This window comes from Sphingomonas sp. Leaf357, assembly GCF_001423845.1.
Taxonomy (GTDB): domain Bacteria; phylum Pseudomonadota; class Alphaproteobacteria; order Sphingomonadales; family Sphingomonadaceae; genus Sphingomonas.
On sequence record NZ_LMPM01000002.1, the window covers coordinates 239,141 to 264,337 of the forward strand.

At 65.3% G+C, this 25,197-nt stretch carries 31 protein-coding genes and 2 pseudogenes; 17 read left to right on the top strand and 16 right to left on the bottom strand.

The genetic code is table 11. The annotated features are described in order from the left end of the window. Window positions 1–94: 94 nt before the first annotated feature. Genes ASG11_RS14190 through ASG11_RS14210 form a run of 5 tightly spaced genes read right to left on the bottom strand, consistent with a single transcriptional unit; the run spans window position 95 to window position 5,307 of the window. Window positions 95–1,510 (bottom strand): UDP-N-acetylmuramoyl-L-alanyl-D-glutamate--2,6-diaminopimelate ligase, encoded by a 1,416-nt coding sequence (locus ASG11_RS14190; protein ID WP_055781475.1) that lies wholly within the window; start codon window positions 1,508–1,510, stop codon window positions 95–97. Beyond that, window positions 1,507–3,246 carry a peptidoglycan D,D-transpeptidase FtsI family protein gene (locus tag ASG11_RS14195; RefSeq protein ID WP_055781479.1) on the bottom strand — a complete coding sequence of 580 codons (1,740 nt, stop codon included), beginning with the start codon at window positions 3,244–3,246 and terminating at the stop codon, window positions 1,507–1,509. The genes ASG11_RS14190 and ASG11_RS14195 overlap by 4 nt, the downstream gene beginning before the upstream one ends. Beyond that, complete coding sequence (locus ASG11_RS14200) at window positions 3,243–3,857, bottom strand: hypothetical protein (RefSeq protein WP_055781482.1); 615 nt, start codon at window positions 3,855–3,857, stop codon at window positions 3,243–3,245. The genes ASG11_RS14195 and ASG11_RS14200 overlap by 4 nt, the downstream gene beginning before the upstream one ends. Continuing rightward, on the bottom strand, window positions 3,854–4,810 hold the full coding sequence (gene rsmH, locus ASG11_RS14205; protein WP_082472854.1) for a 16S rRNA (cytosine(1402)-N(4))-methyltransferase RsmH: 957 nt from the start codon (window positions 4,808–4,810) through the stop codon (window positions 3,854–3,856). Before rsmH ends, ASG11_RS14200 begins: the two co-directional genes overlap by 4 nt. Then, window positions 4,807–5,307, bottom strand: a complete 501-nt coding sequence (locus tag ASG11_RS14210) for a division/cell wall cluster transcriptional repressor MraZ (RefSeq protein ID WP_055781485.1) — start codon at window positions 5,305–5,307, stop codon at window positions 4,807–4,809. The genes rsmH and ASG11_RS14210 overlap by 4 nt, the downstream gene beginning before the upstream one ends. Window positions 5,308–5,934: 627 nt before the next feature. On the opposite strand from ASG11_RS14210, the gene ASG11_RS14215 reads away from it, so the two are divergent. Both ASG11_RS14215 and ASG11_RS18810 read left to right on the top strand, forming a co-directional pair. Next, window positions 5,935–6,831: a glycine-rich domain-containing protein gene (locus ASG11_RS14215; protein ID WP_055781487.1), complete on the top strand. Its 897-nt coding sequence runs from the start codon at window positions 5,935–5,937 to the stop codon at window positions 6,829–6,831. Between the two features lie 58 nt (window positions 6,832–6,889). Beyond that, complete coding sequence (locus ASG11_RS18810) at window positions 6,890–7,060, top strand: hypothetical protein (RefSeq protein WP_156363815.1); 171 nt, start codon at window positions 6,890–6,892, stop codon at window positions 7,058–7,060. Between the two features lie 45 nt (window positions 7,061–7,105). Here ASG11_RS18810 and ASG11_RS14220 read toward each other — a convergent pair whose 3' ends face one another. Both ASG11_RS14220 and ASG11_RS14225 read right to left on the bottom strand, forming a co-directional pair. Then, window positions 7,106–7,414, bottom strand: a complete 309-nt coding sequence (locus ASG11_RS14220; protein ID WP_236697528.1) for a hypothetical protein — start codon at window positions 7,412–7,414, stop codon at window positions 7,106–7,108. A 50-nt stretch (window positions 7,415–7,464) separates the two neighbouring features. Next, window positions 7,465–8,457, bottom strand: a complete 993-nt coding sequence (locus ASG11_RS14225; protein ID WP_055781490.1) for a cysteine synthase A — start codon at window positions 8,455–8,457, stop codon at window positions 7,465–7,467. Window positions 8,458–8,557: 100 nt separating this feature from the next. On the opposite strand from ASG11_RS14225, the gene ASG11_RS14230 reads away from it, so the two are divergent. The 3 genes from ASG11_RS14230 to ASG11_RS14240 are packed head-to-tail and all read left to right on the top strand — an operon-like array spanning window position 8,558 to window position 9,770. Further along, window positions 8,558–8,821 carry a type II toxin-antitoxin system VapB family antitoxin gene (locus ASG11_RS14230; RefSeq protein WP_055781493.1) on the top strand — a complete coding sequence of 88 codons (264 nt, stop codon included), beginning with the start codon at window positions 8,558–8,560 and terminating at the stop codon, window positions 8,819–8,821. After that, on the top strand, window positions 8,818–9,216 hold the full coding sequence (locus tag ASG11_RS14235) for a type II toxin-antitoxin system VapC family toxin (protein ID WP_055781496.1): 399 nt from the start codon (window positions 8,818–8,820) through the stop codon (window positions 9,214–9,216). Before ASG11_RS14230 ends, ASG11_RS14235 begins: the two co-directional genes overlap by 4 nt. A 47-nt stretch (window positions 9,217–9,263) precedes the next feature. After that, entirely contained in the window at window positions 9,264–9,770 is a 507-nt protein-coding gene (locus ASG11_RS14240) for a DUF1993 domain-containing protein (protein ID WP_055781499.1), read from the top strand. Between the two features lie 16 nt (window positions 9,771–9,786). Here the strand turns inward: ASG11_RS14240 and ASG11_RS18815 are convergent, their stop codons facing one another. After that, window positions 9,787–9,939 carry a hypothetical protein gene (locus tag ASG11_RS18815; RefSeq protein ID WP_156363816.1) on the bottom strand — a complete coding sequence of 51 codons (153 nt, stop codon included), beginning with the start codon at window positions 9,937–9,939 and terminating at the stop codon, window positions 9,787–9,789. A gap of 129 nt (window positions 9,940–10,068) precedes the next feature. Between ASG11_RS18815 and ASG11_RS14245 the strand changes: the two genes are divergently transcribed. The 4 genes from ASG11_RS14245 (at window position 10,069) to ASG11_RS14260 (ending at window position 13,515) form a co-directional block, all read left to right on the top strand. Then, on the top strand, window positions 10,069–10,470 hold the full coding sequence (locus tag ASG11_RS14245) for a hypothetical protein (RefSeq protein ID WP_055781502.1): 402 nt from the start codon (window positions 10,069–10,071) through the stop codon (window positions 10,468–10,470). Window position 10,471: 1 nt separating this feature from the next. Continuing rightward, complete coding sequence (locus tag ASG11_RS14250; protein WP_055781505.1) at window positions 10,472–10,969, top strand: DNA-deoxyinosine glycosylase; 498 nt, start codon at window positions 10,472–10,474, stop codon at window positions 10,967–10,969. A 67-nt stretch (window positions 10,970–11,036) separates the two neighbouring features. Further along, window positions 11,037–12,365, top strand: coding sequence for a DUF418 domain-containing protein (locus tag ASG11_RS14255; RefSeq protein WP_156363817.1), 1,329 nt, complete (start codon window positions 11,037–11,039; stop codon window positions 12,363–12,365). Between the two features lie 220 nt (window positions 12,366–12,585). Next, window positions 12,586–13,515, top strand: coding sequence for an AraC family transcriptional regulator (locus ASG11_RS14260; protein ID WP_055781509.1), 930 nt, complete (start codon window positions 12,586–12,588; stop codon window positions 13,513–13,515). A 10-nt stretch (window positions 13,516–13,525) separates the two neighbouring features. On the opposite strand, the gene ASG11_RS14265 is transcribed toward ASG11_RS14260, so the two are convergent. Then, window positions 13,526–13,939, bottom strand: a complete 414-nt coding sequence (locus tag ASG11_RS14265) for an acyl-CoA thioesterase (protein ID WP_055781512.1) — start codon at window positions 13,937–13,939, stop codon at window positions 13,526–13,528. A gap of 214 nt (window positions 13,940–14,153) precedes the next feature. Between ASG11_RS14265 and ASG11_RS14270 the strand changes: the two genes are divergently transcribed. Together ASG11_RS14270 and ASG11_RS14275 are read left to right on the top strand one after the other, a co-directional pair. Then, window positions 14,154–14,543 carry a hypothetical protein gene (locus ASG11_RS14270; RefSeq protein WP_055781515.1) on the top strand — a complete coding sequence of 130 codons (390 nt, stop codon included), beginning with the start codon at window positions 14,154–14,156 and terminating at the stop codon, window positions 14,541–14,543. A 312-nt stretch (window positions 14,544–14,855) separates the two neighbouring features. Then, window positions 14,856–15,419 carry a PEPxxWA-CTERM sorting domain-containing protein gene (locus tag ASG11_RS14275; protein ID WP_055781519.1) on the top strand — a complete coding sequence of 188 codons (564 nt, stop codon included), beginning with the start codon at window positions 14,856–14,858 and terminating at the stop codon, window positions 15,417–15,419. A gap of 87 nt (window positions 15,420–15,506) precedes the next feature. On the opposite strand, the gene ASG11_RS14280 is transcribed toward ASG11_RS14275, so the two are convergent. Further along, window positions 15,507–16,211 carry a PEPxxWA-CTERM sorting domain-containing protein gene (locus ASG11_RS14280; RefSeq protein WP_082472855.1) on the bottom strand — a complete coding sequence of 235 codons (705 nt, stop codon included), beginning with the start codon at window positions 16,209–16,211 and terminating at the stop codon, window positions 15,507–15,509. A 354-nt stretch (window positions 16,212–16,565) separates the two neighbouring features. Between ASG11_RS14280 and ASG11_RS14285 the strand changes: the two genes are divergently transcribed. Together ASG11_RS14285 and aat are read left to right on the top strand one after the other, a co-directional pair. Next, a complete protein-coding gene (locus ASG11_RS14285) occupies window positions 16,566–17,279 on the top strand; it encodes a ParA family protein (RefSeq protein ID WP_055781525.1) in 714 nt (237 codons plus the stop codon). Further along, window positions 17,276–18,049, top strand: coding sequence for a leucyl/phenylalanyl-tRNA--protein transferase (gene aat / locus ASG11_RS14290; protein ID WP_055781528.1), 774 nt, complete (start codon window positions 17,276–17,278; stop codon window positions 18,047–18,049). Before ASG11_RS14285 ends, aat begins: the two co-directional genes overlap by 4 nt. Before the next feature lie 35 nt (window positions 18,050–18,084). On the opposite strand, the pseudogene ASG11_RS18445 reads toward aat, so the two are convergent. Together ASG11_RS18445 and ASG11_RS14300 are read right to left on the bottom strand one after the other, a co-directional pair. Beyond that, window positions 18,085–18,318: pseudogene (locus tag ASG11_RS18445) on the bottom strand (DUF2155 domain-containing protein); the annotation flags it as partial. Between the two features lie 212 nt (window positions 18,319–18,530). Further along, the gene (locus tag ASG11_RS14300) at window positions 18,531–18,923 is read right to left on the bottom strand and encodes an NADH:ubiquinone oxidoreductase subunit NDUFA12 (protein WP_055781535.1); all 393 of its coding nucleotides are present in this window, start codon (window positions 18,921–18,923) and stop codon (window positions 18,531–18,533) included. A gap of 179 nt (window positions 18,924–19,102) precedes the next feature. On the opposite strand from ASG11_RS14300, the gene ASG11_RS14305 reads away from it, so the two are divergent. Beyond that, window positions 19,103–19,804: a hypothetical protein gene (locus ASG11_RS14305; protein WP_236697529.1), complete on the top strand. Its 702-nt coding sequence runs from the start codon at window positions 19,103–19,105 to the stop codon at window positions 19,802–19,804. Window positions 19,805–19,814: 10 nt separating this feature from the next. On the opposite strand, the gene ASG11_RS14310 is transcribed toward ASG11_RS14305, so the two are convergent. Further along, window positions 19,815–20,654, bottom strand: a complete 840-nt coding sequence (locus tag ASG11_RS14310; protein WP_055781541.1) for a DUF535 family protein — start codon at window positions 20,652–20,654, stop codon at window positions 19,815–19,817. Window positions 20,655–20,980: 326 nt separating this feature from the next. On the opposite strand from ASG11_RS14310, the gene ASG11_RS14315 reads away from it, so the two are divergent. Together ASG11_RS14315 and ASG11_RS19505 are read left to right on the top strand one after the other, a co-directional pair. After that, on the top strand, window positions 20,981–21,223 hold the full coding sequence (locus ASG11_RS14315) for a type II toxin-antitoxin system ParD family antitoxin (protein ID WP_156363819.1): 243 nt from the start codon (window positions 20,981–20,983) through the stop codon (window positions 21,221–21,223). Window positions 21,224–21,343: 120 nt separating this feature from the next. Then, window positions 21,344–21,436 (top strand): annotated as a pseudogene (locus ASG11_RS19505) (hypothetical protein); the annotation flags it as partial. A 101-nt stretch (window positions 21,437–21,537) separates the two neighbouring features. On the opposite strand, the gene ASG11_RS14320 reads toward ASG11_RS19505, so the two are convergent. The 3 genes from ASG11_RS14320 to ASG11_RS14330 form a co-directional block, all read right to left on the bottom strand. Continuing rightward, entirely contained in the window at window positions 21,538–22,026 is a 489-nt protein-coding gene (locus ASG11_RS14320) for a DUF192 domain-containing protein (protein WP_082472856.1), read from the bottom strand. Then, complete coding sequence (locus tag ASG11_RS14325) at window positions 22,026–22,610, bottom strand: cold-shock protein (protein ID WP_055781547.1); 585 nt, start codon at window positions 22,608–22,610, stop codon at window positions 22,026–22,028. Before ASG11_RS14325 ends, ASG11_RS14320 begins: the two co-directional genes overlap by 1 nt. Window positions 22,611–22,691: 81 nt before the next feature. Beyond that, window positions 22,692–23,243, bottom strand: coding sequence for a regulatory protein RecX (locus tag ASG11_RS14330; RefSeq protein ID WP_082472857.1), 552 nt, complete (start codon window positions 23,241–23,243; stop codon window positions 22,692–22,694). 107 nt (window positions 23,244–23,350) lie between these two features. Between ASG11_RS14330 and ASG11_RS14335 the strand changes: the two genes are divergently transcribed. Next, window positions 23,351–25,129, top strand: a complete 1,779-nt coding sequence (locus ASG11_RS14335) for a fatty acyl-AMP ligase (RefSeq protein ID WP_055781550.1) — start codon at window positions 23,351–23,353, stop codon at window positions 25,127–25,129. Window positions 25,130–25,197: the final 68 nt, after the last annotated feature.

The window sequence follows — 25,197 nt, forward strand, 5'->3', positions numbered from 1 at the left end:
GTTTCGAGCGAAGTCGAGAAACAAGTTACAAGCGATCCGTCCAGCCCCAATGGCTTCTCGACTGCGCTCGAAGCGAACGGAACTTGGGGCGAACTCACGCCGCCATCTCCCGCGCCACGGACACGTCATCGAACGGCAGCACCAGATCGCCGACGATCTGCCCCTGCTCATGCCCCTTGCCCGCGACCAGCACGATATCCTCGGGGCCTGCCATCGCGATGGCCGCGCCGATCGCGTCGCGCCGCGATCCGATCTCCGTCGCGCCCGGTGCGCCCTGCATCACCATCGCGCGGATCGCCGCCGCATCCTCGCCACGCGGATTGTCGTCGGTCACGATCACCACGTCCGCCATCGCCGAGGCGATCGCGCCCATCGCGGAGCGCTTGCCCTGGTCGCGATCGCCGCCTGCGCCAAACACCACGATCAGCCGGCCCTTGGCATGGGGTTTCAGCGCGGAGATCGCCGCCTCCAGCGCATCCGGCGTATGCGCGTAATCGACATAGACCGGCGATCCCTTGGCCGAGATCACCGCGCGCTCCAGCCGCCCGCGCACCGGCTGCAACCGCGCCACCGCCGCCAGCGTCGCGGTCACGTCGCCGCCGGTCGCGATCGCCAGTCCGGCCGAAACCAGAGCATTCGCCGCCTGATACGCCCCGATCAGCGGCAGGTTCACCTTGTGCGTCTGGCCCTCAGCCTCGATCACCAGCCCCTGCCCGAGCAGGGTCGGATCGCGCGACACCAGTTTCAGCGTTTCGCCCTGCGTACCGACCGACAGCACCCGCACGCCGCGCGCCGCCGCAATCTCGATCACCTTAGCCGACCAGGGATCGTCGGCCCACACCACCACCGCGCCGTCCGCCGCGACGACTTCGGAAAATAGCCGCGCCTTGGCGTCGAAATAGGCGTCCATCGTGCCGTGATAATCGAGGTGATCGCGCGACAGGTTGGTGAACGCCGCCGCCCGCACCGGCAGCCCTTCGGTGCGATACTGGTCCAGCCCGTGGCTCGATGCCTCGAACGCGACATGGCTCACGCCCTCGCGCGCCAGCCCCGCCGTGTTCGACAGGAACGTCACCACGTCGGGCGTCGTCAGCCCGGTCGAGACCCGGTCGTCGCCGGTCGTTACGCCCAAAGTCCCGATCGACGCGGCATGAAACCCCGCCATGCGCCACAATTGCCGCGTCATCTCCACGCTGCTCGTCTTGCCGTTGGTCCCCGTCACCGCCACCGCGACGGTCGGGAACGGCGCGAAGAACTTCGCCGCCAGCCCAGCGAACACCTTGCGCGGATTGGCGTCGGCGATGTGCACCGCGCCCTTCACCACCGCCTCGGGCCGAGCGACCACCGCGATCGCCCCGGCTTTCACCGCCGCGGCGATATAATCCTCGCCATTCACCTTGGCCCCGGCGAACGCGCCGAAGACGCAGCCGTCCGCGACCTTGCGATGGTCGATCGCGAAGCCGCTGACCGTGTCGGTCTCGCCGGCACCTGTCAGCTGGCCCAGCTTCATTCCGGATCTGCCGTGCGCTCGCCCGGGGCCTGCCACAGCAAGGGCAGCAGATCGGACTCGTCGATATCCAGCGTCGTGTCGGGGATGACCCCGAGCAACCCGCCGACCCGCGTGATCACGCGGCCGACGACGGGCGCCGCGTTCCAGGCCGCGGTCTTCCATCCGCCGGTTTCCTTGGTGCCCTGCGGCGAATCGAGCATCGCCAGCACCACGTAACGCGGACGATCGATCGGGAAGGCAGCGACGAACGTCGCCATGTTGCGCGACCGATCATACCCGCCCCCGCTCGGCACTTCGCCCGTTCCGGTCTTGCCGGCGACGCGATAGCCCGGGGCCTCGCCCTTGCGGCCGGTGCCCTTGAGCACGATCAGGCGCAGCATCTGGCGCATGCGATAGCTCGTCGCATCGCTGATCACCTTGCGGCCCGGCGCGACCGGATGCCCCGGCCCCACCTTCAGCAGGGTGGAAGGCCGCCACGTCCCGCCGTTGACCAGGGCCGCATAGGACGCGGCCAATTGCAGCGGGGTGATCGCGATGCCGTGGCCGTATCCCGTGGTCATGGTAGTGGTTCGCGCCCAGAATTTGGGCCAGAGCGGTCGCCCCTTTTCGCGCAGTTCGATATCGGGCTTCGTGTCGAGCCCCATCCGACGAAACATGGTCTGCATCCGCTGCGGCCCGATCTCGTCCGCGATCCGTGCGGTGGCGACGTTCGACGAATAGATCAGCGTCTCGGGCATGTTCAGCCATCTTTTGGGATCGCCCGCCTCGTCGTGGATCGTGAACCGCCCCACCTTGAGCGGCGCGGTCGCATCGAACCGTCGGCTGATGTCCTTCACCACCCCAAACTCGATCGCCGCGGCGACCGTGAGCGGCTTGAAGGTCGAACCGAGTTCATAGACGCTCTGCGTCGTGTTGTTGCGCAATTGCTCGCTGCCCGACAGACCGACCCGGTTGGGGTTGAACACGGGTAGCGAGACCATCGAGATGACCTCGCCCGTGTCGACGTCGAGCACGATCCCCGCGGCACCGCGCGCCGAGAAGGTCGTCATCGCCTGGCTGAGTTCGCTCTCCATCGCCGCCTGCACGCGGTAGTCGAGCGACAGCGCCAGCGGCGTGCCGCGCTCGGCCGGGCTGGTCAGCCGCTCCTCGAACGCGCGCTCGATCCCGCCCTGCCCCTCGATGATGCGCGAGTCGTTCTTGTTGTGGCCGAGAAAGCCCAGCACGTGCGCCGCCATCGTCGTCTGCGGGTACAGCCGCTCGGCCTCCTTCTCGAAGGTCAGCGCCGGCTCGCCCAGCGCATGCACCTGGGTCACCAGCGACGGCGACACATGGTGTTCGAGATACGTGAAGTTCACGTCCATCGTCAGGCGCTGATAGAAATACTCGACGTCGTGGCCCGGGATCAGTTGCGCCAGCTTCTCGGCAATCTCGCGCTTGTCGCCCAGGATCTTGCCCGGATGCACACCGATGCCCCACGCCTCGATCGTGCGCGCAAGCGGTTCGCCGTTGCGATCGACGATGTCCGCCCGGCTCCAATTCTCGCCGATCATCGCCGTGCGCGTGCTGCCGGAATCGGACACGAACGCCAGCGCGGTCAGCCGGATCAGCACGACGATGATCGCCGCCGTGAACAGCAGCAGCAGGATCATCAGGCGCATATGTGCCGTCTGGATCAGCGCATGGCGCTGCCCGGCTGGCCGGCGGCCCGGCATCGGTCGGGCGACCATGACGCTCAACGCAGGCGTCGCGCTTCTGCGTTCGCGCCGCTGGCCAGATCGCCGAGCATCGAATCGCTCAGCAACTTGCGGTCGAGCATCGCCACCGCCTGGGTCTTCATCGCCTGGAGGTGCGGACGGGTCACGGCGGCAGTCTTCACCATCGCCGCGCTATGCGCAATCGCCGGCTCGGCGCGCGGCGTAGTCAGGACAGCGGCCATCGCCACCGGAGCCTGCGCTGCGGGGGCCGGCGTCGTAGCAACCGGAGCGGCCGAACCTGCCGCCTGCGACGGCACGATCGCCGAGGCCATCCGCACATCGGCACCGCCGGTCAGCGGACGGTGGAAATCGAGCGATGCCAGCGCGGCTTCGTCGCGCACATATTGCGCGGCGACGGGCGCGGACAGGCGCAGCGTGTCGCCGTTCCACTTTTCCAGCTGCGCGATGTTCGAGCGCGTCTCGAACTCGGTTTCCAGCGCGCGGATGTCGCGCTCGGCCTGCGCGACCTCGGCGGTGGTCGCGTCCAGCTTCTTGCGCTCGGCGGCGACATGCAGCGGCACGATCAGCACGCTGAGCGCCATCGCCACGCCGATCCCGAACCAGACCAGCATCTTCCACGCAAGCGCGATCATTTCCGTACTCCTACACTGGTCCAGGGCGCGGCCGACGTCCGCTTCGCCACCCGCAACGTCGCCGATCGCGCCCGCGGGTTGCGCGCGATCTCTTCGTCGCCGGCGCGGACGGCGCGGGCGACCTGTTCGAAGCTCGGCGCGGCGGCCGCCTTTATCTCGGGCATGTGCCGCGATCCCGAAGGCAGGCCGCCGCTGCGCTCCTTCAGGAAACGCTTCACCATCCGGTCTTCTCCCGAATGGAAGGTGATCACGGCCAACGTCCCGCCCGGTTTCAGCACCCGTTCGGCGGCGGCCAGGCCATCGGCCAGTTCGCCCAGTTCGCGGTTCACCTCGATGCGCAGCGCCTGGAAGGTCCGCGTCGCCGGATCCTTCTTGTCGTGCGGTTTGTAGCCGAGCGCGCGACGTACGACATGCGCCAGCTCCGCCGTGCGCGTGATCGGCCGCGCCGCGACGATGAACTGCGCCACCCGGCGCGACCGCGGCTCGTCGCCATATTCGTACAGCACGTCGGCGATCTCGCTCTCGTCGGCGGTGTTGACGAAATCGGCGGCGGTCGGCCCCTCCTGCGACATGCGCATGTCGAGCGGACCGTCCGACTGGAAGCTGAAGCCGCGCTCGGCCTGGTCGAGCTGCATCGAAGACACGCCGATATCCATCGTCACGCCGTCCACCGGCACCGCGTCGCGCGCCGCCAGCTCCGCCTCCATCGCCGAAAAGGTCGCGGGCACGAGCGTCAGCGTGTCGTATTCGGCCTCCAGCGCGCGGCCGGCCGCGATCGCGTCGGGATCGCGATCGAAGGCATAGACGCTCGCGCCGGCCGCCAGCATGCCGCGCGTATAGCCGCCCGCGCCGAAGGTCGCGTCGACATGGACCTCGCCGGGGGCAATGGCGAGCGCATCGAGCATTTCGCTGAACAGGACGGGGATGTGCGGGGCGTCGGCATGCGGGGTCACAGCGCGATCCCCTTCTGCTTGCAGTGATAGCGGCAGGCCGCCTGCATGACGGGATCGACGTCACTCGCCGCCATCAGCGTCCTGGGATCCCAGATCTCGATCCAGTCCATCGTGCCCCAGAAGAACGCCGTCTCGTCGATCCCGGCATAATCGCGCGGGAAGCCGGGCATAATGAACCGGCCGCTGCCGTCGAACGGCACCGCTTCGCCGCTCGCGCCGCGCCGCTTGAAATTGTAGTTAGGCTCGCCGTCCTCGCCGGTGTGCAGCGCCTCGCGCGCATCCAGTTGCGCCTTCAGGATCGCGACATAGGCCGGATCGTAGGCGCGCAGGCAGGTCTGCTTGGGATGGACGCCGACGATGACGGTGCCGCCGTCCTTGCCATCGGCTCGCGGGCTGTTCGCCGCCAGCGCCTGGCGGAGGGACGCAGGGATAGCGCACCGACCCTTGTCGTCGACAAGGCCGATACCGTCCCCCTGATAGTCCACCCGTTCGGCCACTTGGTCCCCACATTAGCGGGCAAAGCTCTCGCGTTCCCGGAAAGCGACCTTCAAGTCGGCTTCCGGTTCCTGACTGGCGCAGGCGAAAGAGTATGCCCCTCTATGTGAAGATGGTTATCTTGGGTTAACCGGGGATTCAAGGGGAAACCCGGGGACGGAGCGGGATTTGCTGCTATCTGTCGCTAAATAACACCAAATATATCGCACCCGAAATGGGGCGTTCCGGATCCGTTCGCGGGAGATGAACAGACGGGACGGGGATTGCCGGGGATTTCATGGTCGGCGGGCGAATCCGCCATTCGTCGACCGGAATCATGACAGCCATCGGCCTCCCCCAGGTCCTGACGAAGCCGAGCCGTCGGTTGGCGGCCCTACGCCTATTTACCCCGAAAGTTCTGTTTTTGTTCTTCCAAAGTTGGATTTTGATGTTCGGTTAGAACGTCCCTCGACTCGAAAGGACGATCCAATGAGCAAATACTCTTTTCAGCAGTTGTTGCCGTACCAGGAGTATCTGGCCTCCTATTTCTCCCAACTCGGCGGCGACGTCGCGGTGATGGGGCGTATTGCCGCTGCATACGCGGTAAACGAAGCGTCGCCGCCGGCGCAGCCTTCCGCGGCGGCACGGTCGTGGACGTTCCGACCCGGACCACGCCGCCGATCGCGGCACCCGCGAACAATCCTCGAATTGACCGCGTCGTCGTCAATCCGCAGACGGATGTGATCTTGGTTGTTCAGGGAACGGAGGCGGCATCCCCGACGCCGCCGCTGGTACCGTCGGGCTATTTGCCGCTCGCCCGGATCGCGCTTGCCCCCGCCACCACTGCGATTACCAACACGGCGATCACGGACGAGCGCGTCACGACGACGGCCGCCACCTCCACGCCCGGCGGATTGGTCGGCGTGCAGACGTTCACGAGCAACGGCACCTACGTACCCACGCCGGGGACGAACAGCGTGATCGTCGAAGCGGTCGGTGGTGGTGGCAGCGGCGGCGGATGTGCTGCCACCAGCGGTTCGCAAGGCTCGGCCGCCGGTGGCGGTAGCGCCGGTTCCTTCGCACGCGCGCGCCTGACCGCCAATTTTTCCAATGTGGCGGTGACCGTGGGAGCGGGGGGCGCCGCGACGTCGGCTGGGTCGGTGACCGGCAACTCCGGCGGCACGTCCAACTTCGGAACGTTGGTTTCCGCGCCGGGCGGGTTGGGGGGACCTGGAAGTCCTGCCTATAGCCCGCCTGCGCTGGTCGGCGGGGCTCTTCCCGGCAGCGCCCCGACCGGCGGCAATCTGCTAAGCGCTTTGGGATCTTGCGGCCAATATGGCTCGGTATTGAGTGTCTATGCCGTCATTGCCGGTTGCGGCGCGCCATCGATCTATGGAGGGGGCGGTGCCGGCGCAGGAAACACACCGGGATTTGCGGCTGGTGCTTATGGTGCGGGCGGCGGCGGTGCTAGTTCGGTGGGAAGCGGAGCAGCGCGGTCCGGTGGTGCCGGTATGGCCGGTCTGGTAACGGTATATGAATACGCCTGATTAGCGTTGTGACAAGTAATTCGGGCGGCTTCTAACAAGAGACCGCCCGAATATCACGGTGCAATCACCCGCTCATCTGGTGCGTACGCTGAATCCGGACCTCTATCCCGACCATGTGGCGTTTCGGCATGTCATGCAGGACGAACGTCTCGCAGACCCGATCGTGCTGCTGGGCGATCTGCAGGGCTTTCGCACGCAGGGTACTGCCAGCCGCCTATTCGTGCGCTGAACCATTCCCGGCAAAAATGATCGAAGGGCGACCGAAAAACCGGAGTTATCGCGCGGCGGTCTTGCTGGCTTTCGGCACGGCATCGGTATTTTCGGTCGCGGTGCTCGGCGCGACGCCCAGATCGGCCAGCGGTTCGCTACCATCGCCGATCCCGGCCATGTCGTTGCCGATCGTCAGATTGGCGACCACCGCCGGGTTCGCGCCGCCCGCCACGGCATGCTCGCGGCTCGCGGTCGAGAAGATCGCGGCGGCCAGCCCGATCAGCAACAGCACGGCGGCTAGGCCGATCATGCCGACCTTCACGCGCTGTGTGGTCTGGCCCCGATCGAGGTTGGGTTCCGGTGATGTCATCATGCCTGTGGCATAAATGTAACGCAAACGGGTCGTCTTGTCGATGCCACGGCTTAACTTGCCGCAAGCCAGGGCGGAATCGGCAGTCCCTTGGCCGTCAGCCACTCGCGATTGTACAGTGTCGAGAGGTAGCGAAAGCCGGTATCGCAGAGGATCGTCGCGATCCGCTTGCCCGGCCCCAGGTGCTTGCCCAACCGCACCGCGCCGGCCACGTTGATGCCCGAAGACAGGCCTAGACAGAGGCCTTCCTCGGCCAGCAGCCGCACCACCCAATCCATTCCCTCCTCGTCCGAGATCCGGAATTGCGTGTCGATCGGGGCGCCTTCGAGATTGGCGGTGATCCGCGCCTGCCCGATCCCCTCCGCGACCGAGGACCCCTCGGCCTTCAACTCGCCATGCGCGTAATATTCATACAGTGCCGCGCCGTGCGGATCGCTGAGCGCGATACAGATCGTTTCGTCCTTCGCCTTCAGCCCCAACCCGACTCCGGCGATCGTGCCGCCCGTCCCGGCCGCGCAGGTGAAGCCGTCTATCCGGCCGTCCATCTGCTGCCAGATCTCCTCCGCCGTGCCGACGATATGCGCGCGGCGATTGGCGATATTGTCGAACTGGTTGGCCCAGATCGCATTCGGAGTCTCCTCGGCGATGCGGCGCGAGGTGTGCACGAAATGCCCCGGATTCGAATAGGCCGCCGCCGGCACCAGCACCAGTTCCGCGCCCAGCGCGCGCAGCGTGTCCATCTTCTCGCGACTCTGCGTTTCGGGCATGACGATGATCGTCTTGTAGCCCTTGGCGTTGGCGACCAGCGCCAGCCCGATGCCGGTATTCCCCGCCGTTCCCTCTACGATCGTCCCGCCCGGCTGGATCGCATTACGCGCTTCGGCATCCTCGACGATGTACAGCGCTGCCCGGTCCTTCACCGAGGCGCCGGGATTGGCGAATTCGCATTTGGCGAAGATCTCGCACCCGCTCGCCTCGCTCGGCCCCTTCAGGCGGACGAGCGGAGTGTTGCCGATGAGAGCGAGCGTATCGGATGTCGTGTGCATGCGCCTTAGATAGCTCGCCAGCCCGATCCGGCAATGCACGCAATTTCCGATGCGGCAAACCCGGGCTTATGGTAGAAGGATATCTATCGGAGGTAGAGCGATGGGCGTGCAACTCAACATCAAGGATGCCGAGACCGTTGGACTGGCGAAGAAACTGGCCGACGCGACCGGCCAGTCCGTCACCGCCGCCATCAAGGGCGCGCTGGAAGATATGCTCCGGAATCGCGAGGAGGAGCGCGTCCGCAAACGGGCGCGTATCGATGAGATGCTGGGCGATCTCGATCGGCACCGCCCTAAGGATGTGGATGGGTTGTCTTCCCGGGAGATCATGGATGCCATCTACGTCGATGGGTTGCCCGAGTGATCATCGATACGTCGGTGATCATCGCCATTCTGACCGACGAGCCGGAACGGGCGCGATTCTTGGACATTCTGCAGGATACGCCGGACACGACGATTTCGGCAGGGTCGCTGATCGAACTGGCCGCGGTCATCACGCGTAAGCTCGGCAGCCGCTATATCGTGGTCGCGGAACAACTGTTGGAACAGCTCGAGATACGCATCGCCCCCGTCTCCGAAGAGCAGGCGCAGATCGGATGGCGAGCATATCAGGAATTCGGCATCGGCACACAGCATCCCGCGAAGCTCAACTTCGGCGATTGTTTCGCCTACGCCCTCGCCAAGGCGACCGGCGAACCGCTCCTGTTCAAGGGCGACGATTTCTCCAGCACCGACATCAGGTCCGCGCTTCCGTTGTAAGCGCTGGCCCCCTCCCCATCTACACCGCAACGATGAGGGGATGAACCATGGCCACCGAACTGTACGACATCACCGTGCCCGCCTTCCTGCGCGGCTTTGCCGCGATGTCCGCCTTCCTCACCAAGGCCGAACGATGGGTGAAGGACAATGGCGTGGACCCGTCCGAACTGCTTGCCGCGAGACTCTACGAGGACATGGGCCCGCTCACGGCGCAGGTGCAGCGCGCCAGCGATTCGGCCAAGCTGGCCGTCGTGCGGCTCGGCGAGGTCGAGAATGTCGCGATGCCCGACGATGAAACCAGCTTCGCCGATCTTCAGGCGCGCATCGCGAAGACGGTCGATCTGCTCAAGTCGGTCGCGCCCGACGCGATCGACGGTCGGGAGGACAAGGCGATCACGCTGCCCACGCCCAACCGCACGCTCGAATTTACCGGACGAAGCTATGTTCTGCAATTCGTGCTGCCGAACTTCTATTTCCACATCACCACGGCCTATGCGATCCTGCGCATGAAAGGCGTGCCGGTCGGCAAGCTGGACTATCTCGGCGCGGCGTGAACGCGCGCCCCGGCCGCTACCAGGTGAACAGCGATCCGCTGCCCATGTGCGACACGAAGTGGAAGAAATGGCCGATTACGCCTACCACGTCGAGCACATGCTCGCCCCGCGCCACGCCGATATCGACGAGCGAGAGCATCAGGATCGAGGCGGCAAGGAATTTCAGCACCTCGCCACCATAGCTGCCGGCCGTTAAGATTCGGTGTATCGTATGGGGGGCTGTCGCGGGCGACGTCCGTCGCGCCTCCTTTTCGACACACGATCCTGCGATCCGACCTCACGGACGGCAGGGGATTCGATGCTCATCTCGCTCATCATCGTGCTCCAGGCCGCCGCGTCCGATTCGATCCTCCGGTTCGACCTCGCCACGGTGAAGGGGGCGCCGCGCGATCGGTCGTCCTGCGCGACGACGGACGACGACACGATCCTCGTTTGCGGCAAACGCCGCGATTTCCGCCTGCCGCTCCCGGTCGAACGCGATCCCGATGCCCGCATGCGCGACGACGCGAGCGGGCTCGCGGCGATCACGCCGAAGGGCGGATGCGGCGTTTTCGCCGGGCAACGCAACTGCAGCAAGGCGGAGATGAAGCGCGCTGGCTATGGCGGCGGCCGCGATCCGCTGACCTTGCTGACCAACCTCGCCACGAAAGCGCTCGATCCGGATGCCGAAATCGCCCCCATCTATCGACCGCCGCGCTGACATGTCGGACCCGGTTAAGCGCAGCTTCCCTCCCGTCGTCGATATCGACACCCGCCTGCTCGTCCTCGGCAGCCTGCCGGGGGACCGTTCGCTCGCCGAAGCGCGCTATTACGCGCATCCGCAGAACCAGTTCTGGCGCTTGATATCCGCGGCGATAGATCGCGACATCGCCGGTCTGCGCTATGAAGATCGCCTCGCCGCGCTCCGCACCGCGCGGGTCGGCCTGTGGGACGTCGTGGCCAGCGCGGTTCGCCCCGGCAGCACCGACGCCGCGATCCGGGATCTCGTCGGCAACGACCTGCCCGGCCTGATCGCCCGCCTGCCGAACCTGCGCGCGATCGCCTTCAACGGTGCCACCGCCCACCGCCACGGCAGCCGCCAATTGGTCGCGATCGGCCTGCCACTGATCGCCCTCCCCTCCAGCAGTCCGCTGCACACGATCGGCCTGGATGCCAAGCTCACGGCATGGCGTGCGCTCCGCGATCATCTCGGAAGTTGATTTTCGCTTGGCGCTCGCGCCCGACCGTATTACGCAACTACCGCACTAAGGGTGGGGGCCTGAGGACATGACCGATACGACGATGACCGCCGAACAGGCACCGCCGGCCGCCGAACCGGATGGCGCGCCCCGCATCGCGACGCTCGATATTCTGCGCGGCGTCGCCATTCTCGGCATATTGTTCATGAACATCAACGATATGGGTGCTTCCTTCTCGGACCCCGATCTGCGCCATATGGGCTGGACGATCTACGACCAGGTCGCCTGGTGGGCGCGCGAGATCCTCGCCAACGGCACCGCGCGCACGATGCTGCAATTCCTGTTCGGCGCCGGCATGGTCATCCTCACCGATCGCATCGCCACCGCCGCCGGACGCCGCATCGCCTTCAGGCGGTATTACTGGCGCAACATCGTCCTGTGGCTGTTCGGTCTCGCGCACATCTTCATCTTCCTGTGGCCGGGCGACATCCTGCACACCTACGGCATCGCCGCCCTGGTCGCCTTCTGGTTCCGCCGCCTGCCGCCGCGCTGGCTGATCACGCTGGGCCTGATCATGGCGACGATGCAATTGTTCGGCGCGAGCTATTTCGGCATCTATCGCCCGTACGAACGCCGCATGGAGGTCGCCGCGCTGACCGCCAAGCGCGACGCCGGCCAGAAACTGACCAAGGCGGAAACCGAGACGGTCGGCAAATACGCCAAGGCCAAGGCCGAGGAGGCCAGGGACGAAAAAAAACACGACGCCCGCGTCGCCGCCGAAGACAAGGCGCGCAGCAGCACGAGCGTCAATTGGGTGCGCGAACAATGGCGCAAGGCGGTCCAGCGGCTCGGTGTCGGCGAGCTGTTCTCGATCTGGGATTCGGCCAGCATGATGCTGATCGGCGCGGCCCTGTTCAAGATGGGCATCCTGCAGGGTCTGCGCAGCCGGGCCTTCTACCTCAAGATGATGCTCGCCTACTACGCCGTCGGCCTGTCGCTTCGCGCGTTCGGCGCATGGGAACAGACTCGGTTCCTCAACGCCAACGAATATAATTGGGCGTTCGAAAGCTATGCCCGTATCGCCGCCACGCTCGGCCATATCGGGCTGATCCACCTCCTGCTCGGCACGGCGATCGGCGCTAAGCTGTTCCGCCCCTTCATCGCCGCCGGTCGCACCGCGCTGACGCTGTACGTGCTGCAGACGATCATCTGCCTGTGGATCCTCTACCCGCCGTTCGGCTTCGGCCTGTATGGCCAGACCGGCTGGATGACGATGATGCTGATATCGGCCACGATCGACCTCGCCTTGCTATGGGCGGCGAACGCCTATCTGCGACATTACCGCATCGCGCCGGTGGAATGGGCCTGGCGCTCGATCGTCGAGCGGCGGCGGTTGCCGTTCCGGAAGGCGGGGTAGCCGGCACCCGTCAAATCCGTCATGCCGAACGCGTTCCGGCATCCGGGCACGGCCATCCGCTGGCCGGGCATCATCTCATACATCCCAGTCCGACATCGCGGCGTATCTGAAGCACGGCTTGCCCTTCCCCCAAAGTTGGGCAATTCAACCTGACCGTCGCGCCGGAGCTGTCCAAATTGCTTCTCTCCCGTTTGTTATCCACCCCAGTCACCGCGCGCACATGATCGAAAGCGGTACGCACACACCCGGCGTCTCCGCCGCCGACTTCCGCCTGCCGCCGCATACCGCTTTGCGGTACGAACAGCCGGCTCCGGCGCTGCGCGCTCATCTCACCAGCTATGCCGTGCTCGATTCCGAGGCGATCGATCCGGACGGCACGTCGGAATGGATGCTGCCCGGTTGGGCGCAGATCTGGATCATCATCACCGATGGGCCGATCAGCGTCGCGATCGGCAACCGCCGCTACGATCCCCTTCCCACTGCCGTCCTGTACGGCGTCACCAGCCGCGCGATGCCGGTCACGGCGCATGGCGGCGTGTCGATCGCCATCGATATCAGCCCGCTCGGCTGGGCGCGGCTGTTTGCGCAGCGTGCCGATCTCCTGCGCGATCGCGTCACCCCGCTTCAACAGGTCATGTCGCCGGCGATGGTCGAGGAACTGGTCACGCTGATCCGCGATTCGGATCGTTCGCTTCAAGTAAAGGATCTGCTCGACGGCTTCTTCCTGAAGCATATGGCCGTGCCGCATCCCGACGAGTTGCAGATCGCGCAGGTCATGGCGCTGATCGCGGATCACAACACGCGCGATCTGGTCACCGCCGCCGCCGCGATCGGCATCGGCCTGTCGACGTTGCGCCGCCTGTCGAATCGCTATTTCGGCTTTCCGCCCAAGACGCTGATGATGCGCGCGCGGTTTCTCGGCTCGCTACTGCCGATGATGATGCGGCCCGATCGCCCCGATTATGCGGTACTGTCGCCGGCCTATCACGACGCATCGCACTTCATCCGCGACGGCAAACGCTTTCTCGGCATGACGCCGCGCCGCTTCATCGCGCTCGACACGCCGTATCTCGATGCGGCGTTGCGGGCACGGCGACTGGTGCTGGGTACGCCGACCCCCTCGCTCGACGGTGTCTCGCCGGACGCCTGAGCCCCGGCGCTCAGTCCTTGTGGAAGAACAGGTCCGCCACGCTCTGCGCGATCCGCGCCGGGCGATGCGTCACCGCATCGACGCAGCACCAGCTCGATTGCACCTCGGCCAGCACCTCTTCGCCGCGCTTGATGATCGTCTGGTAGAAGGCCCGCGCGCCCTGGACCTTTTCCAGCAACACGGTGGCGATCACCTCGTCGTCGAGAAAGGTCGGCTTGCGATAGGTGATCTCGTGCTTCAGCGCGACCCACAGGTTCGCCGCGATCGCCTCGGCCGGCGCGAAGCGCTGCCAGTGGCTGACCACCGCGTCCTGCACCCATTTCAGGTACGAGGCATTATTGACATGACCCATGAAGTCGATGTCGGCGGGGTCGATCCCGATCGGGAAGCTATGGGGAATGGCGTGGCTCACGGGTGCCACCATAGCAGCACAAACCCTTCCCGGCGATGAATTTCCCGGGCAGCGCGTCGCATTTTCACTTTGCCCGGGTCGAGATGTCGGCCCCGACGCCCGATGGTCGGACGTTGGGTCGTCCGGCGCAACGAAATGATGATTTTGCTGCGCTGCGCCATCCCAAAGCCTGCGGGCCGACTACATGCTTGACGAATTCTTTCGCGTGCGCGAAGCAGCCCAAGCTATGAAGATCATCCTCCCCAGCCTCGTCGCCGTCTCGCTTCTCGCGCTCACGGCCTGTGACAACAAGAAAGGTCCGGAAGTGGTCACTTCGGTGGCCCCCGATCCCCAGGCCGCGGAAATGGCCAAGCGCGCGCCGGTGGAACTGCCGCCGTCGATCAAGGCGGACGTCACGTTCCGCTGCAACCCCGGCAACAGCCTCGCCTTCGTCACCTTCTTCAACGGCGACAAGCAGGCCCTGGTCAAGACCGAGAAGACCGGCATCGCCACCAAGCTGGTCGCCGCCGAAGCCGGCCAGGCGTTTAAGGCCGATGGCGGCTACGAACTCACCGGCACGCCCAAGGGCGCGACGCTCACGTTGCCGGGCAAGGGCAAGCTGACCTGCAAGGCCTGAGCGCCAAGCGATCGGAAATCACATCATCGGCCGGCGGAGCGATCCGCCGGCCTTTTTTGTTTTTCGGCGTTAGTCCCGCCGGAAAACGCGAAGACAAATCTCTACCGGGCCACGAACATCCAACGTCCCGAACGCAGAACTTACTTTAACTATATTTTGTATCCGTTTGATACAGCCTGAAAATTGTAAGAAATACACGACGACATAGAGTTTACGCTCCCTTAACGGCACCATCATTCTTCGAAAGGTCAAAGGCGCGAACGGCGCTGGCGCTGGGTGGGGAATGTTGAAAGCCAGTTTCGGGGACGAGAGATGAAGACGATTTTCAAAAGCCTGTTCGCAGCCGCTATGCTCACTGGCGCAACGCTCGCCTCACCGGCAATGGCCGCCGTCAGCGTGGGCGACACCGTTACCTGCACGTCGTCGCCATTCGATTGCTCCGTCCCGACGGCGACGATCGGCAACGGCACGGAATTCTTCTACGAGGTCGGTAACGGCGCGGTGAACTTCCTGTCGTTCGATTTCGCCACCAACCTGTTGACCATCCGCTCTCCGGTATATGTCGGGTTCGGCGGACCGCAGTCGATCACCTTTCAGGATTTGACCAACCCGTTCACGTCCGCCGTGTTGACGGGCAACACCACCAGCAGCGGCTTCACCCAGAATTCGATCTCGCTGGTCAACGGCTTGCTGAACTTCCGGTTCGATGGTCTGACGGTCAACAATACCGGTGCGATCACTGTCGCCTTGAACGGTGGTCCGGCAGCGGCCGCCGTGCCCGAGGCTGCGACCTGGGGCATGATGATCCTCGGCTTCGGCATGATGGGTGCCGCCGCCCGCTATCGGCGCCGCGGCGCGAAACTCGCCTACGCCTGAATCGTATCGTCCCGTACGGTAGCCCATGAATGAAGAGCCGCCGGTCTCGCGACCGGCGGCTCTTTTGTTTCGCACGGGCGATGCGGCTTAAGCGAACGAAACGCTCGTCCGTGGCTTGCGGCGGCGCATGCCGAGGCCGATGCCGCCGAACCCGACCAGCATCATCGCCCAGGTCGCCGGCTCCGGCACCGCGGCGATCGGCTGGAACGTCAGGCCCTGCAGCGTCGAACCGTCGATGATCCCGAACGTGCCCTGATTGTTGTAGGCGGTCGCGTTCGTGCGGAAGATGTAGGTCGCGCTGTTTTCCGTGCCGGTCAGGCCGTTCGCGCCGAATTCGATCGTGACGACCGAACCGGAGGGCGACCGACCGAACGTGGTGGTCGAAGGGCTCGGCGTGCCGTTGGCCAGATTCGGATTGTTGGCGGCGATGAACAGGCCCGTACCATCCGGATCGAGGGCGGACGCATAGCCGTCGACCAGGTAGGCGCCGAAATCGCTGATCGTGAAGCTGCGGATCTCCTGGTTGCTGATCGATCCCGCGCCGGTGCGGATCACCTGGAAGTAGAAGTCCAGCGTGCCGGCGGCGTTGAGATAGACCGCCTGATTGAACGTTGCGGCAAACGTGAAGGCCTGCCCGGAAAAGACCTGGCTCGCCAACAGCGTACCTTGTCCGGCTGGAACACCTCCCGTCGGCGCGACGCCGGTAGAACCCGCCACCAGCGTGGCGGCACTGGCCGGAACTGCGATGACGAACGCCGTCGTCATCAAGGCGGCTCGAACTATACCTTTCATCAAAAATCCCCTCTGTTGCTTTATGTTGCGCGATCAAAACTGATCTTTGTAGTTGTGCAGTGCAGCACTTGTTTTTTCTTGCGACAGTTGAAGTTGCTACCAAAGCATTAACGAGTCAAAAAATTTATTTGTCTGGTTAGTCGCATCTTTTTGTTGGGCGTAGCTTGCAGGAGGCAAGAACTGGGATTCGCCGATCTCTGCTCTGCTATGTTGCTGAAATGTCCGGTATTTGATCGGGAGGGGACGCCGTCCCAGAATGGCACGCTTGGCTGTTGCGCGCTCGCCGATAGCCTGCCGCCCAAAGCCGTGCCTGGCCGCCTTGCGCCCTTTCTCCGACTGCGCCACGATGCGTGCATGGCGACGATCGCGATCTACAGCCTGAAGGGTGGCGTCGGGAAAACCACGCTGGCGGTCAATCTCGCCTGGTCGGCGGCGATGCTGTCGTCGCGCCGCACCTTGCTCTGGGATCTCGATCCGCAGGCCGCATCCAGTTACCTGCTCGGCGATCGCAAGGTGAAGGAGCAGGCGCAGGCGGTGTTCTCCAGGGACGTCGAACCCGAGAAACTGATCCACAAGACCGCGATACCCCGGCTCGATCTGCTCCCCGCCGATGCCTCGTTGCGCGGGCTGGACCTGCTGTTCCACGAACTCGACAAGAAGAAGCGGCTCGCCAAATTGCTGGCGGGCCTGCGCAAATCCTACGATCGTATCCTGCTCGATTGCCCTCCCGGCCTCACCGACACCAGTGATCAGGTGATGCGCGCCGCCGATCTCATCGTCGTGCCGGTCATCCCCTCGCCGCTGTCCGAACGCGCTTATGCCGAGGTGATCAAGCATCTCGGCAATAAAGCCGAAGTGCTGCCGGTCCATTCGATGGTCGATCGCCGGCGCAAGCTGCACGCCGATGCGCTCGCCCGCCACCCCGATTGGCCGGTCGTGCCGATGGCCAGCGTGATCGAGTCGATGACCGTGCGCCGCGCGCCGGTCGGCAGCTTCGCCGCGAAATCGCCCGGCGGGCAGGCCTTCGCGCAATTGTGGATGCGGATCGAAAAGCGCCTCGCCGCATGACCCGCCCGCCGCCCGAGGCGGCGTTCGACGACGTCGTGCCGCTCGATCCCCGTCTCGTCCTCGGGGCATATGCCGTCGGCGTGTTTCCGATGGCCGACGCGCGCGATGCCGACAGCGTCTATTGGGTCGAGCCGAAGGAGCGCGCAATCCTCCCGCTCCACGCCTTCCACCTGTCGAAATCGCTGCGCAAGACGCTGGCGCAGGATCGTCACCGCGTCACCGCCGATACCGCCTTCGCGCAGGTTATCCGCCTCTGCGCCGAATCCGCCGACGATCGCCCGGATACATGGATCAACGGCCAGATCGAACGCGCCTTTCTCGATCTCCATGCCCAGGGTTTCGCGCATTCGGTCGAGGTGTGGGACGGCGAGGAGCTGGTCGGCGGGCTCTACGGCCTGGCGCTCGGCCGCGCGTTCTTCGGCGAATCGATGGTCAGCCGCGCCCGCGATACGTCGAAGATCGCGATCGCCTGGCTTGTCGCGCGGCTGCGCGTCGGAGGATTCACCCTGCTCGATTGCCAGTTCATGACCGACCACCTCGCCTCGCTGGGCGCGGTGGAAATTCCGCGCGAGCGTTACGTCGCGTTGCTGTCGGCCGCGATCGCCGGCGTGGTCGGCGTGTCGTCGCCCGTTTCCGCCGGATCGGCCGGCGATTTCTTCGCGCTCGATTCGGGTGTCGCCGCGCCGTTCGCCGATCCGCCACCGCCGCTCACCGAATTCGGCCCGCCCTCGGGGAAGGTCATCGCGCAGCTCTTGACCCACACGTCGTAGATCGGGTGGAGCACCACGTTCAGGCCCGGTCGTTCCTTGTACAGCCAGCCCGAAAACACCCGGCGGAACTTGCGGTCGTTGCCCTGCACGTCGACCTGCACGAACGCGCCGGTATAGGGCTGCTGCTCCCACGGTGCGGTTCGCTCGCACGCGCGCAGCCGCACCACGACGTCGCCGACGCGCACCGCTCCGCCGGGCTTCAGCGTCACGTCGCGCGACACGCCGTTGCGCTTGTTGAGCACGCCCAGCACCGCGATCCGTTCGCGCATCGGCGTCGCCCCGAACGACGGGTCCGCGCCGCCCGACACATCGACGGTGGTGATGTCGGTCTGCACCGGCTCCTCGTCCAGCGCGGTCCGGATCGGCGCCTTGTCCTCGACCGGAACGGCGGCCTTATGCTGCCGCCACTGCTCGTATCCGAACCACCCGCCCGCGCCGAGGCCGGCGACCAGCGCCGTCACGCCCAGCCAGCGGCGCAGGTTCACGCCTCCGGCGTCCAGGCTTCGTAATCGCCGGTGGCCGCGGCACGCTTGCCGCCTTTTTCGAGCGCCCCCGCGGGGCGATACGCCAGCATCGTTCCGGTCAGGTTGGGCTCGGCCGGCTTTTCCCAGATGCGCGGGGCCGGCAGCGACCGATCCGGCAGATCGTCGACCTGATGATGCAGCCAGCTGAACCATTCCGGCGCGACGCGGCTCGCGTCGTTGGCGCCGTTATAGATCACCCAGCGGCGCGGATTGCCGGCGGTGTCGCTGCCGCCCTGATAATAGACGTTGCCCAGCGCGTCCTCGCCGACCCGCGCCTTGCCGCGCAGTCCGAACCAGGTGCCGATGGTGGCGCCGTTCCACCAGGTGAAGGGGTTGAGATTGATGCCCATGGCCAAGCGCAATAGCCGCTCCACGGGGCGTCTGGCAATTCGTCAAATCGGCTCCGCGGCGAACCGCCTCGCGGTCGCGCATAATCGCGGTTGCCCGCGCGGAATTCTCGGCTAGCTTGCAGGATATCCGGGGGGTCGACATCGTCGTGCAGAGAGTTTTCAAGCAGATCAGCCGCAGCGTGAGCGTATTGCTCAGCAACGGGCCCGGCGAGTTCTTCGGCAAGGTCGTGCGCAAGCTGCGCACGGCGATCGGTTTCCCGTCCGAAGACTATAAACGCTATCTCGCCTACAAGGCCGACGTCGACAGCCGGTTCGACGATCACCTCGGCCTCGATACCGGCGGCATCCAGCGGCTCCACGATCTGACCATCGCCTCGGGCAATTCGCGTTTCGGGACGAGCCACATCGCCTCCGATCCGGCGGAATTCGCCGCCGCCTTGGGCTCGGTCGACATTCCGATCGAGGGCACCACCTTCATCGATCTCGGCTCGGGCAAGGGCCGCGCATTGATCCTGGCGCTCGATTTCGGCTTCGCCCGGATCATCGGCATCGAGTTCGCCCGCGAATTGGCCGAGATCGCGCAGGCCAACGTCGCCCGGCTGAAATCGCAGGACGACCGCGCCGCACGGATCGAAGTGTTCTGCGACGATGCGACCACCTTCGATCTGCCGAACGCGCCGACCATCTTCTACCTGTTCCACCCGTTCGATTCGTCGGTCATGCGGCTGGTCGCGAAGAACGCGCGCGCGTCCTGGCAGGCCGACATGCGTCCGATGCGCGTCGTCTACGTAAACCCGCAATATCTGAGCGACTGGACCGACGCCGGCTGGGAGATCGTCGCGCGGGAACATTATCACGTCGTCCTGAAGCCGACGGCCTGAGGCGCGTCAGTTACCGCGCATGCACGCTCGTCCTGTGCGTCTTGACCTGCAACGACGAGGACAAGGCCGCGGTCATCGCCGGCTGCAACTGCGCGATGAACTGGTAGCGCTTCGCATATAGGCCGCGCTTTCGCGCCGGAATCTCCGCCTCGCTGCGCATCCGGCGCGCGATCGGGATCTGGAAGAAGCCGTCCGGCCCCAGGACGCCCCCGCGATCGCGCCACACCTCGTCATAGTCCAGCAGCGGCGCGCCGGCCTGAGGCATGCCCCGTTCCATGTGCGTGGTGTTGCAGCGGGTCGCGTTCGACACGCACAGGATCCGCTTCGCCCCCACGGTCTCGCAGAACAGGCGGAACAGCTCGAACATCAGGTCGCGTGGCCGCAAGCCGTGCGCGGCCTTGGTCAGCGCCCGGTTCAGGTCCAGCGACGTCGCATGCCGCCGCCCCTGAATGCCCCCGACATAGGCCACGCGCTCGCCCCCGCGATCCGAAAGGCAGAACGACATCGAGAAGATGCGATCGATGTCCACCCAAAGACTGATCGTCAGCAATCCGTCGCGCAGCAACCAGGAGGGTTGATCGAGCATGACCCGGCAGGAATGCTCGCCCAGATCAAAGGAAAACAGGTCAATATATTGATTCGGTTCCAGAACCAGAGGCAGCCTGGTCTGCCGGATGACGGCGAAATGCTTTCTGATCTGCAGGAAGCGCTTCGACAGATTCCAGTTGCTGCTGATCAGGGGACGCGCGGCCATCACCCACAGATCGGGCACGCGATTTTCGATCACGCCCAATGCGGATCGCTTGCGCCAGGCAGGCAACATCCGCCCGGCAAGTTTGTCGACGCTCATCCGTAAGTTTCCCGAACACGAAAAATCAAAGCTCGGATGTCATCGCTACGTCTACGATGCGCCCGTAAATTTATCGTTGATTCGCATCGACCCTGGCCGATGTAGTGCGATCTTGCGCAGTATTGCAAACAAAGTGATCGCGACCCGGTCCTGTCATAAGGACCGGGCTCATTCCGCTTCACGCAATGTCATGGTTGAACTTGGCGTATAGCCTTGCGTCTCGATGACGATCCGTCGCGGCGAAAGCGTCGAATGCCTACCGCCGATCTCCGCCGAACTTGTGATTGCGGGCATCAGGGGCCCAGATCGCACCAATAATATGACAGATGCGGAATTTTGGTCATGGCGACGATACGCAAGACGATGACGCGTGGATTGCCGCCCAGATCGAGGCGGGCACCTACACGAACGACAGCAAAGCGATCCGCGACCTAATTCGTCGAGAGCAGCAACGCACCGCCGACATCGGAGATATCCGCAACGCGTTGATCGAAGGCGAGCAACGCGGCGAACCGGAAAAATTCGACTTTGCAGACTTCAGGCAGCGTAAAGCCACACAGCATGGCTGAGTATCGGCTCAGCCCAAGGGCTCAGCGCGATCTCGAAGACCTGTTCGATTTTACCGTCACCCACTGTGGCTAGCCCAGGCGCTGCGATACTCCGATCTTATCGAAGCCGCTTGCGGCGATCTGGCCGAAACGCCGCAACGTGCGCGACGTGCGCAACTCTGCGCGCATATTCAGCCGGGGTATCGCCGTCGCGGCGTGGAACGGCATGTCTTTTATTTTCGGACGACGACTTACGGCATCGCAGTGATGAGAATTCTGCACCAGCGCATGGATGCCCAAGCGCGAGCGACGCGAATATTCAACCCAGCCCCGGCCTACTTCCCCCAGCTTACCTTGTCGCCTTCGGCGATGCCCAGTTCGCCCGCACGGCCACCGTTGATCTCCAGCACCGCCGCCACCGGCTCGCCGGAGGGGATCGGGGTTTCGGAGAACGGCACGGCGTTCTCGGCGATGCGCGCGATCGTGCCGTCGGCGCGGATGAAGATGATGTCGAGCGAACTCGGCGTGTTCTTCATCCAGAAGTTCGCGTCGCGCGGCGGGCCGCCTTCGGCCGGATAGGGCGTGAAGATCATCCCCTCGTCCTTGGGGATGTTCGTGCGGAACATCAGGCCCCGTTCCTGCTCGGCCGGGGTCTTGGCGACCTCCACCTTGAATGCGTGCGCACCGTTGCCGCTCTTCACCGTCAGCGCGATCTTGCCCGTCTTGGCCTCCGACGCGCCGGCGACGGCATCGCCCGATGCGCAGGCGGCGGTCAGCACGAACGCGCTCAGGGCCGTGGCGAGATACACTTTACGCAAACCCATCATTCGTCCTCTTCGACCTCGACCGCCAGCGGGCCCTTTTGCCCGTCCGCGATCCGCGCCCGCAGGCGCTGCTCCGGTTCGACCTCGATCACCCCGGCGCGGCGCAGCGTTTCCATATGCACGAATATATCCGCCGAATCGCTTTCGCGCACGAGAAAACCATAGCCCTTCAGCCGGTTGAACCATTTGACGCTCACCGGCTCGAACGGCCCGGCACTGTCGATCAGGGCCACGGGATCGATCCGCTCGTTCGGGCGCGGGCGTTGCGGCGCTTCCACCGCCTCGCTCAGGTCGATCGACACGATCTCGGTCGCCTGCAGACCCCGGTCGCGACGGATCGCATGGCATTCCACCCGCGCGCCTTCAGGCAGGCTTCGCCGGCCATGCGGCTGAAGCACCGAAAAGTGGATCAGGATGTCGCCGGCCTGCGGATCGTCGCCCACCAGGAACCCGAAGCCGCGGGTCACGTCGAACCATTTGAGCGTTCCGGCATACAGCAGGCCGCCGGCCTCGTCGTCGGCGGCCGGCTGGTCGGTTGCTGGATCGGGCCGGAAGTCTTCACCCGGCGGCGTTTCGATACGCATGCGTTACGTCCCCCGTTCCCCCTTAGCACGCCCGCGCGCGCGCGAAACATCTGATTATCGTTTTATCCTATATCACTCCTATCAAGAAAGATCGATTTCGTCTCCCGGCGCCATGCCGGCGATGCGCCGCGCGAGGGTGAAATCGTGCCCCGCACGGATCATCGCGCCGATCTGCTTCTCGCGCAGCGCCCGGTCCGCCGCCGTCAGCGCGAACGGCCCGATCCGCTTCTTGCGCGCATAGGTGAGCGCGGCGTCGATCGCGCGCTCCTCGATCGCCGGGGCCAGAGCGTTCGCGTCCTCCTCGCCGATCCCCGCCTGGCGCAGCGCTCCCGCCACGCGGCGTTGCCCCAGCCCGCGCCGCGCCATCGCCGACGCCCGCGCCTCACCGAACGCGCGATCGTCGATATAGCCGAGTTCGGCGAACTTCTCGGCCAGCGCCGCCGGATCCGCCGCGTCGCCCGTCCAGCCGCGCTCGCGGATCTTGCGCCTCAGATAGTCGGTCAGCCGCCCCCGCGTCGTTGCGAACCGCTCGACATAGCGGAGGGCCAGCCGCTCCAGTGCGGACGCATCCAGCGGCGGCGGCGTCCGTTTGCGGGTTTCTCTCGTACCTTGTGTGACGGTGGGGCTGGCCATGTGCCATCATTGTGCCACAGTCGGAACGGATTTTGAACGCGTAGGACGGTTAATCGGTTACGCCTCCACAAGAGCGGCACTCCGGCCGCCACCCAGGGCTCGCGAAGATGACGATGGACGTTTTGCAGAAGGATGATCAGACGGCAGCGGCGATTGCGCCGACGCCGACCGAAGATTCGTTGCCGCGCCGCTTCGCCGATTTTGGTACGCTGGGCGAGGCGCTGGATTACGCCGCCACCGGGCTGCGCGGCCTGAACTTCCACGATGCGCGCGGCACGCTCGTCCGGCCCTATCGCTTCGCCGAGATGCGCGACGATGCGCTGCTGATGGCCCGCCGCCTGATCGCCGCCGGCGTCACGCCGCAGGATCGCATCGCTTTGGTTGCCGAAACCGGACCGGAATTCGCCGCTCTGTTCTTCGGCGTCGTCTATGCCGGCGCGTGGCCCGTGCCGCTGCCGCTGCCCACCTCGTTCGGCGGGCGCGATTCGTATATCGAGCAACTCCGCGTCCAACTGTCGAGCTGCGACCCGACCATGCTCGTCTACCCGCCCGAACTCGCCGAAATGGCCGGCGAATCCGCGCGCATCGCCGGTGTCGAGGGCATCGACTGGTCGGAATTCGCCAGGCGCCCCGCGCCCGACGCCACGCTGCCCCAGGCGCGCACCGAGGATGTGGCCTATCTGCAATATTCCAGCGGCTCGACGCGCTTTCCGCACGGCGTCGCGATCACCCACCACGCCTTGCTCAACAATCTCGCCGCGCACAGCCACGGCATGGAAGTCGTCGATACCGATCGCTGCGTCTCGTGGCTGCCTTGGTATCACGACATGGGGCTGGTCGGCTGCTTCCTGTCGCCGGTCGCCAATCAGGTTTCGACCGACTATTTGAAGACCGAGGATTTCGCGCGCCGTCCGCTCGCCTGGCTCGATCTGATCAGCCGCAACACCGGCACCACGCTCAGCTATTCGCCGACCTTCGGCTACGACATCTGCGCGCGCCGCATCTCGACCCAGATCAAGGCCGGGGATCGGTTCGATCTCTCGCGCTGGCGCGTCGCCGGCAACGGGGCCGACATGATCCGCCCGGACGTGATGCAGAGCTTCGTCGATGCCTTCGCCGATGCCGGGTTCAAGGCCAGCGCCTTTTTGCCGAGCTACGGCCTGGCCGAAGCGACGCTCGCCGTCTCGATCATGCCGCCGGGCGAGGGCATCCGGGTCGAACTGGTCGAGGAGACGCAGCTTTCGGGCGTCGCCGCCGGGCAGGATCGCCCGCAGCGGTTCCGCGCGATCGTCAATTGCGGCAAGGCCGCGCGCGACATGAAGATCGAGGTGCGCGAGGAAGACGGCACGCCGCTGCCCGATCGCGCGATCGGCAAGGTCTGGTGCTCCGGCCCGTCGCTGATGGTCGGCTATTTCCGTGACGAGGCCGCGACCGCCGCGTGCATGGCTTCGGATGCGGACGGCGGGGTCTGGCTCGACACCGGCGACATGGGCTATCTGTCGGACGGCTACATCTACATCGTCGGCCGCGCCAAGGACATGATCATCGTCAACGGCCGCAACCATTGGCCGCAGGACATCGAATGGGCGGTCGAGCAATTGCCCGGCTTCAAGGCCGGCGACATCGCCGCCTTCGCGATCACCACGCCCGGCGGCGAGGAGACCCCCGCCGTGCTGGTCCAGTGCCGCAGCAGCGACGACGCCGAACGCGTCCGCCTGCGCGAGGAGATCCGCGAGCGCGTCCGGTCGGTGACGGGCATGAACTGCGTGATCGAACTCATCCCGCCCCGCACCCTGCCGCGCACCTCCTCGGGCAAGCTCAGCCGGGCGAAGGCGCGGAACCTGTACCTCAGCGGCGACATCAAGCCCTACGATCTGGCGGCCTGACCGCCGCAACCATCACCGTCATCCTGAACTCGTTTCAGGATCCAGGCGCGGTCGCCTGCCCCAACGAC

Excerpts from the sequence above, each read along its gene's own strand:
- aat (WP_055781528.1), top strand. The coding sequence starts at position 17,276 with ATGACCCGCCCGCCGCCCGAGGCGGCGTTCGACGACGTCGTGCCGCTC.
- ASG11_RS14260 (WP_055781509.1), top strand. The coding sequence starts at position 12,586 with ATGATCGAAAGCGGTACGCACACACCCGGCGTCTCCGCCGCCGACTTC.
- ASG11_RS14310 (WP_055781541.1), bottom strand. The coding sequence starts at position 20,654 with ATGAGCGTCGACAAACTTGCCGGGCGGATGTTGCCTGCCTGGCGCAAG.
- ASG11_RS14275 (WP_055781519.1), top strand. The coding sequence starts at position 14,856 with ATGAAGACGATTTTCAAAAGCCTGTTCGCAGCCGCTATGCTCACTGGC.
- ASG11_RS14320 (WP_082472856.1), bottom strand. The coding sequence starts at position 22,026 with ATGGGTTTGCGTAAAGTGTATCTCGCCACGGCCCTGAGCGCGTTCGTG.
- ASG11_RS14285 (WP_055781525.1), top strand. The coding sequence starts at position 16,566 with ATGGCGACGATCGCGATCTACAGCCTGAAGGGTGGCGTCGGGAAAACC.
- ASG11_RS14220 (WP_236697528.1), bottom strand. The coding sequence starts at position 7,414 with ATGATGACATCACCGGAACCCAACCTCGATCGGGGCCAGACCACACAG.
- ASG11_RS14190 (WP_055781475.1), bottom strand. The coding sequence starts at position 1,510 with ATGAAGCTGGGCCAGCTGACAGGTGCCGGCGAGACCGACACGGTCAGC.
- ASG11_RS14280 (WP_082472855.1), bottom strand. The coding sequence starts at position 16,211 with ATGAAAGGTATAGTTCGAGCCGCCTTGATGACGACGGCGTTCGTCATC.
- ASG11_RS14230 (WP_055781493.1), top strand. The coding sequence starts at position 8,558 with ATGGGCGTGCAACTCAACATCAAGGATGCCGAGACCGTTGGACTGGCG.
- ASG11_RS14250 (WP_055781505.1), top strand. The coding sequence starts at position 10,472 with ATGTCGGACCCGGTTAAGCGCAGCTTCCCTCCCGTCGTCGATATCGAC.
- ASG11_RS14330 (WP_082472857.1), bottom strand. The coding sequence starts at position 23,243 with ATGGCCAGCCCCACCGTCACACAAGGTACGAGAGAAACCCGCAAACGG.
- ASG11_RS14255 (WP_156363817.1), top strand. The coding sequence starts at position 11,037 with ATGACCGATACGACGATGACCGCCGAACAGGCACCGCCGGCCGCCGAA.
- ASG11_RS14200 (WP_055781482.1), bottom strand. The coding sequence starts at position 3,857 with ATGATCGCGCTTGCGTGGAAGATGCTGGTCTGGTTCGGGATCGGCGTG.
- ASG11_RS14265 (WP_055781512.1), bottom strand. The coding sequence starts at position 13,939 with ATGGTGGCACCCGTGAGCCACGCCATTCCCCATAGCTTCCCGATCGGG.
- ASG11_RS14315 (WP_156363819.1), top strand. The coding sequence starts at position 20,981 with ATGCGGAATTTTGGTCATGGCGACGATACGCAAGACGATGACGCGTGG.
- ASG11_RS14270 (WP_055781515.1), top strand. The coding sequence starts at position 14,154 with ATGAAGATCATCCTCCCCAGCCTCGTCGCCGTCTCGCTTCTCGCGCTC.
- ASG11_RS14245 (WP_055781502.1), top strand. The coding sequence starts at position 10,069 with ATGCTCATCTCGCTCATCATCGTGCTCCAGGCCGCCGCGTCCGATTCG.
- ASG11_RS14335 (WP_055781550.1), top strand. The coding sequence starts at position 23,351 with ATGACGATGGACGTTTTGCAGAAGGATGATCAGACGGCAGCGGCGATT.
- ASG11_RS14225 (WP_055781490.1), bottom strand. The coding sequence starts at position 8,457 with ATGCACACGACATCCGATACGCTCGCTCTCATCGGCAACACTCCGCTC.
- ASG11_RS14300 (WP_055781535.1), bottom strand. The coding sequence starts at position 18,923 with ATGGGCATCAATCTCAACCCCTTCACCTGGTGGAACGGCGCCACCATC.
- ASG11_RS14240 (WP_055781499.1), top strand. The coding sequence starts at position 9,264 with ATGGCCACCGAACTGTACGACATCACCGTGCCCGCCTTCCTGCGCGGC.
- ASG11_RS14325 (WP_055781547.1), bottom strand. The coding sequence starts at position 22,610 with ATGCGTATCGAAACGCCGCCGGGTGAAGACTTCCGGCCCGATCCAGCA.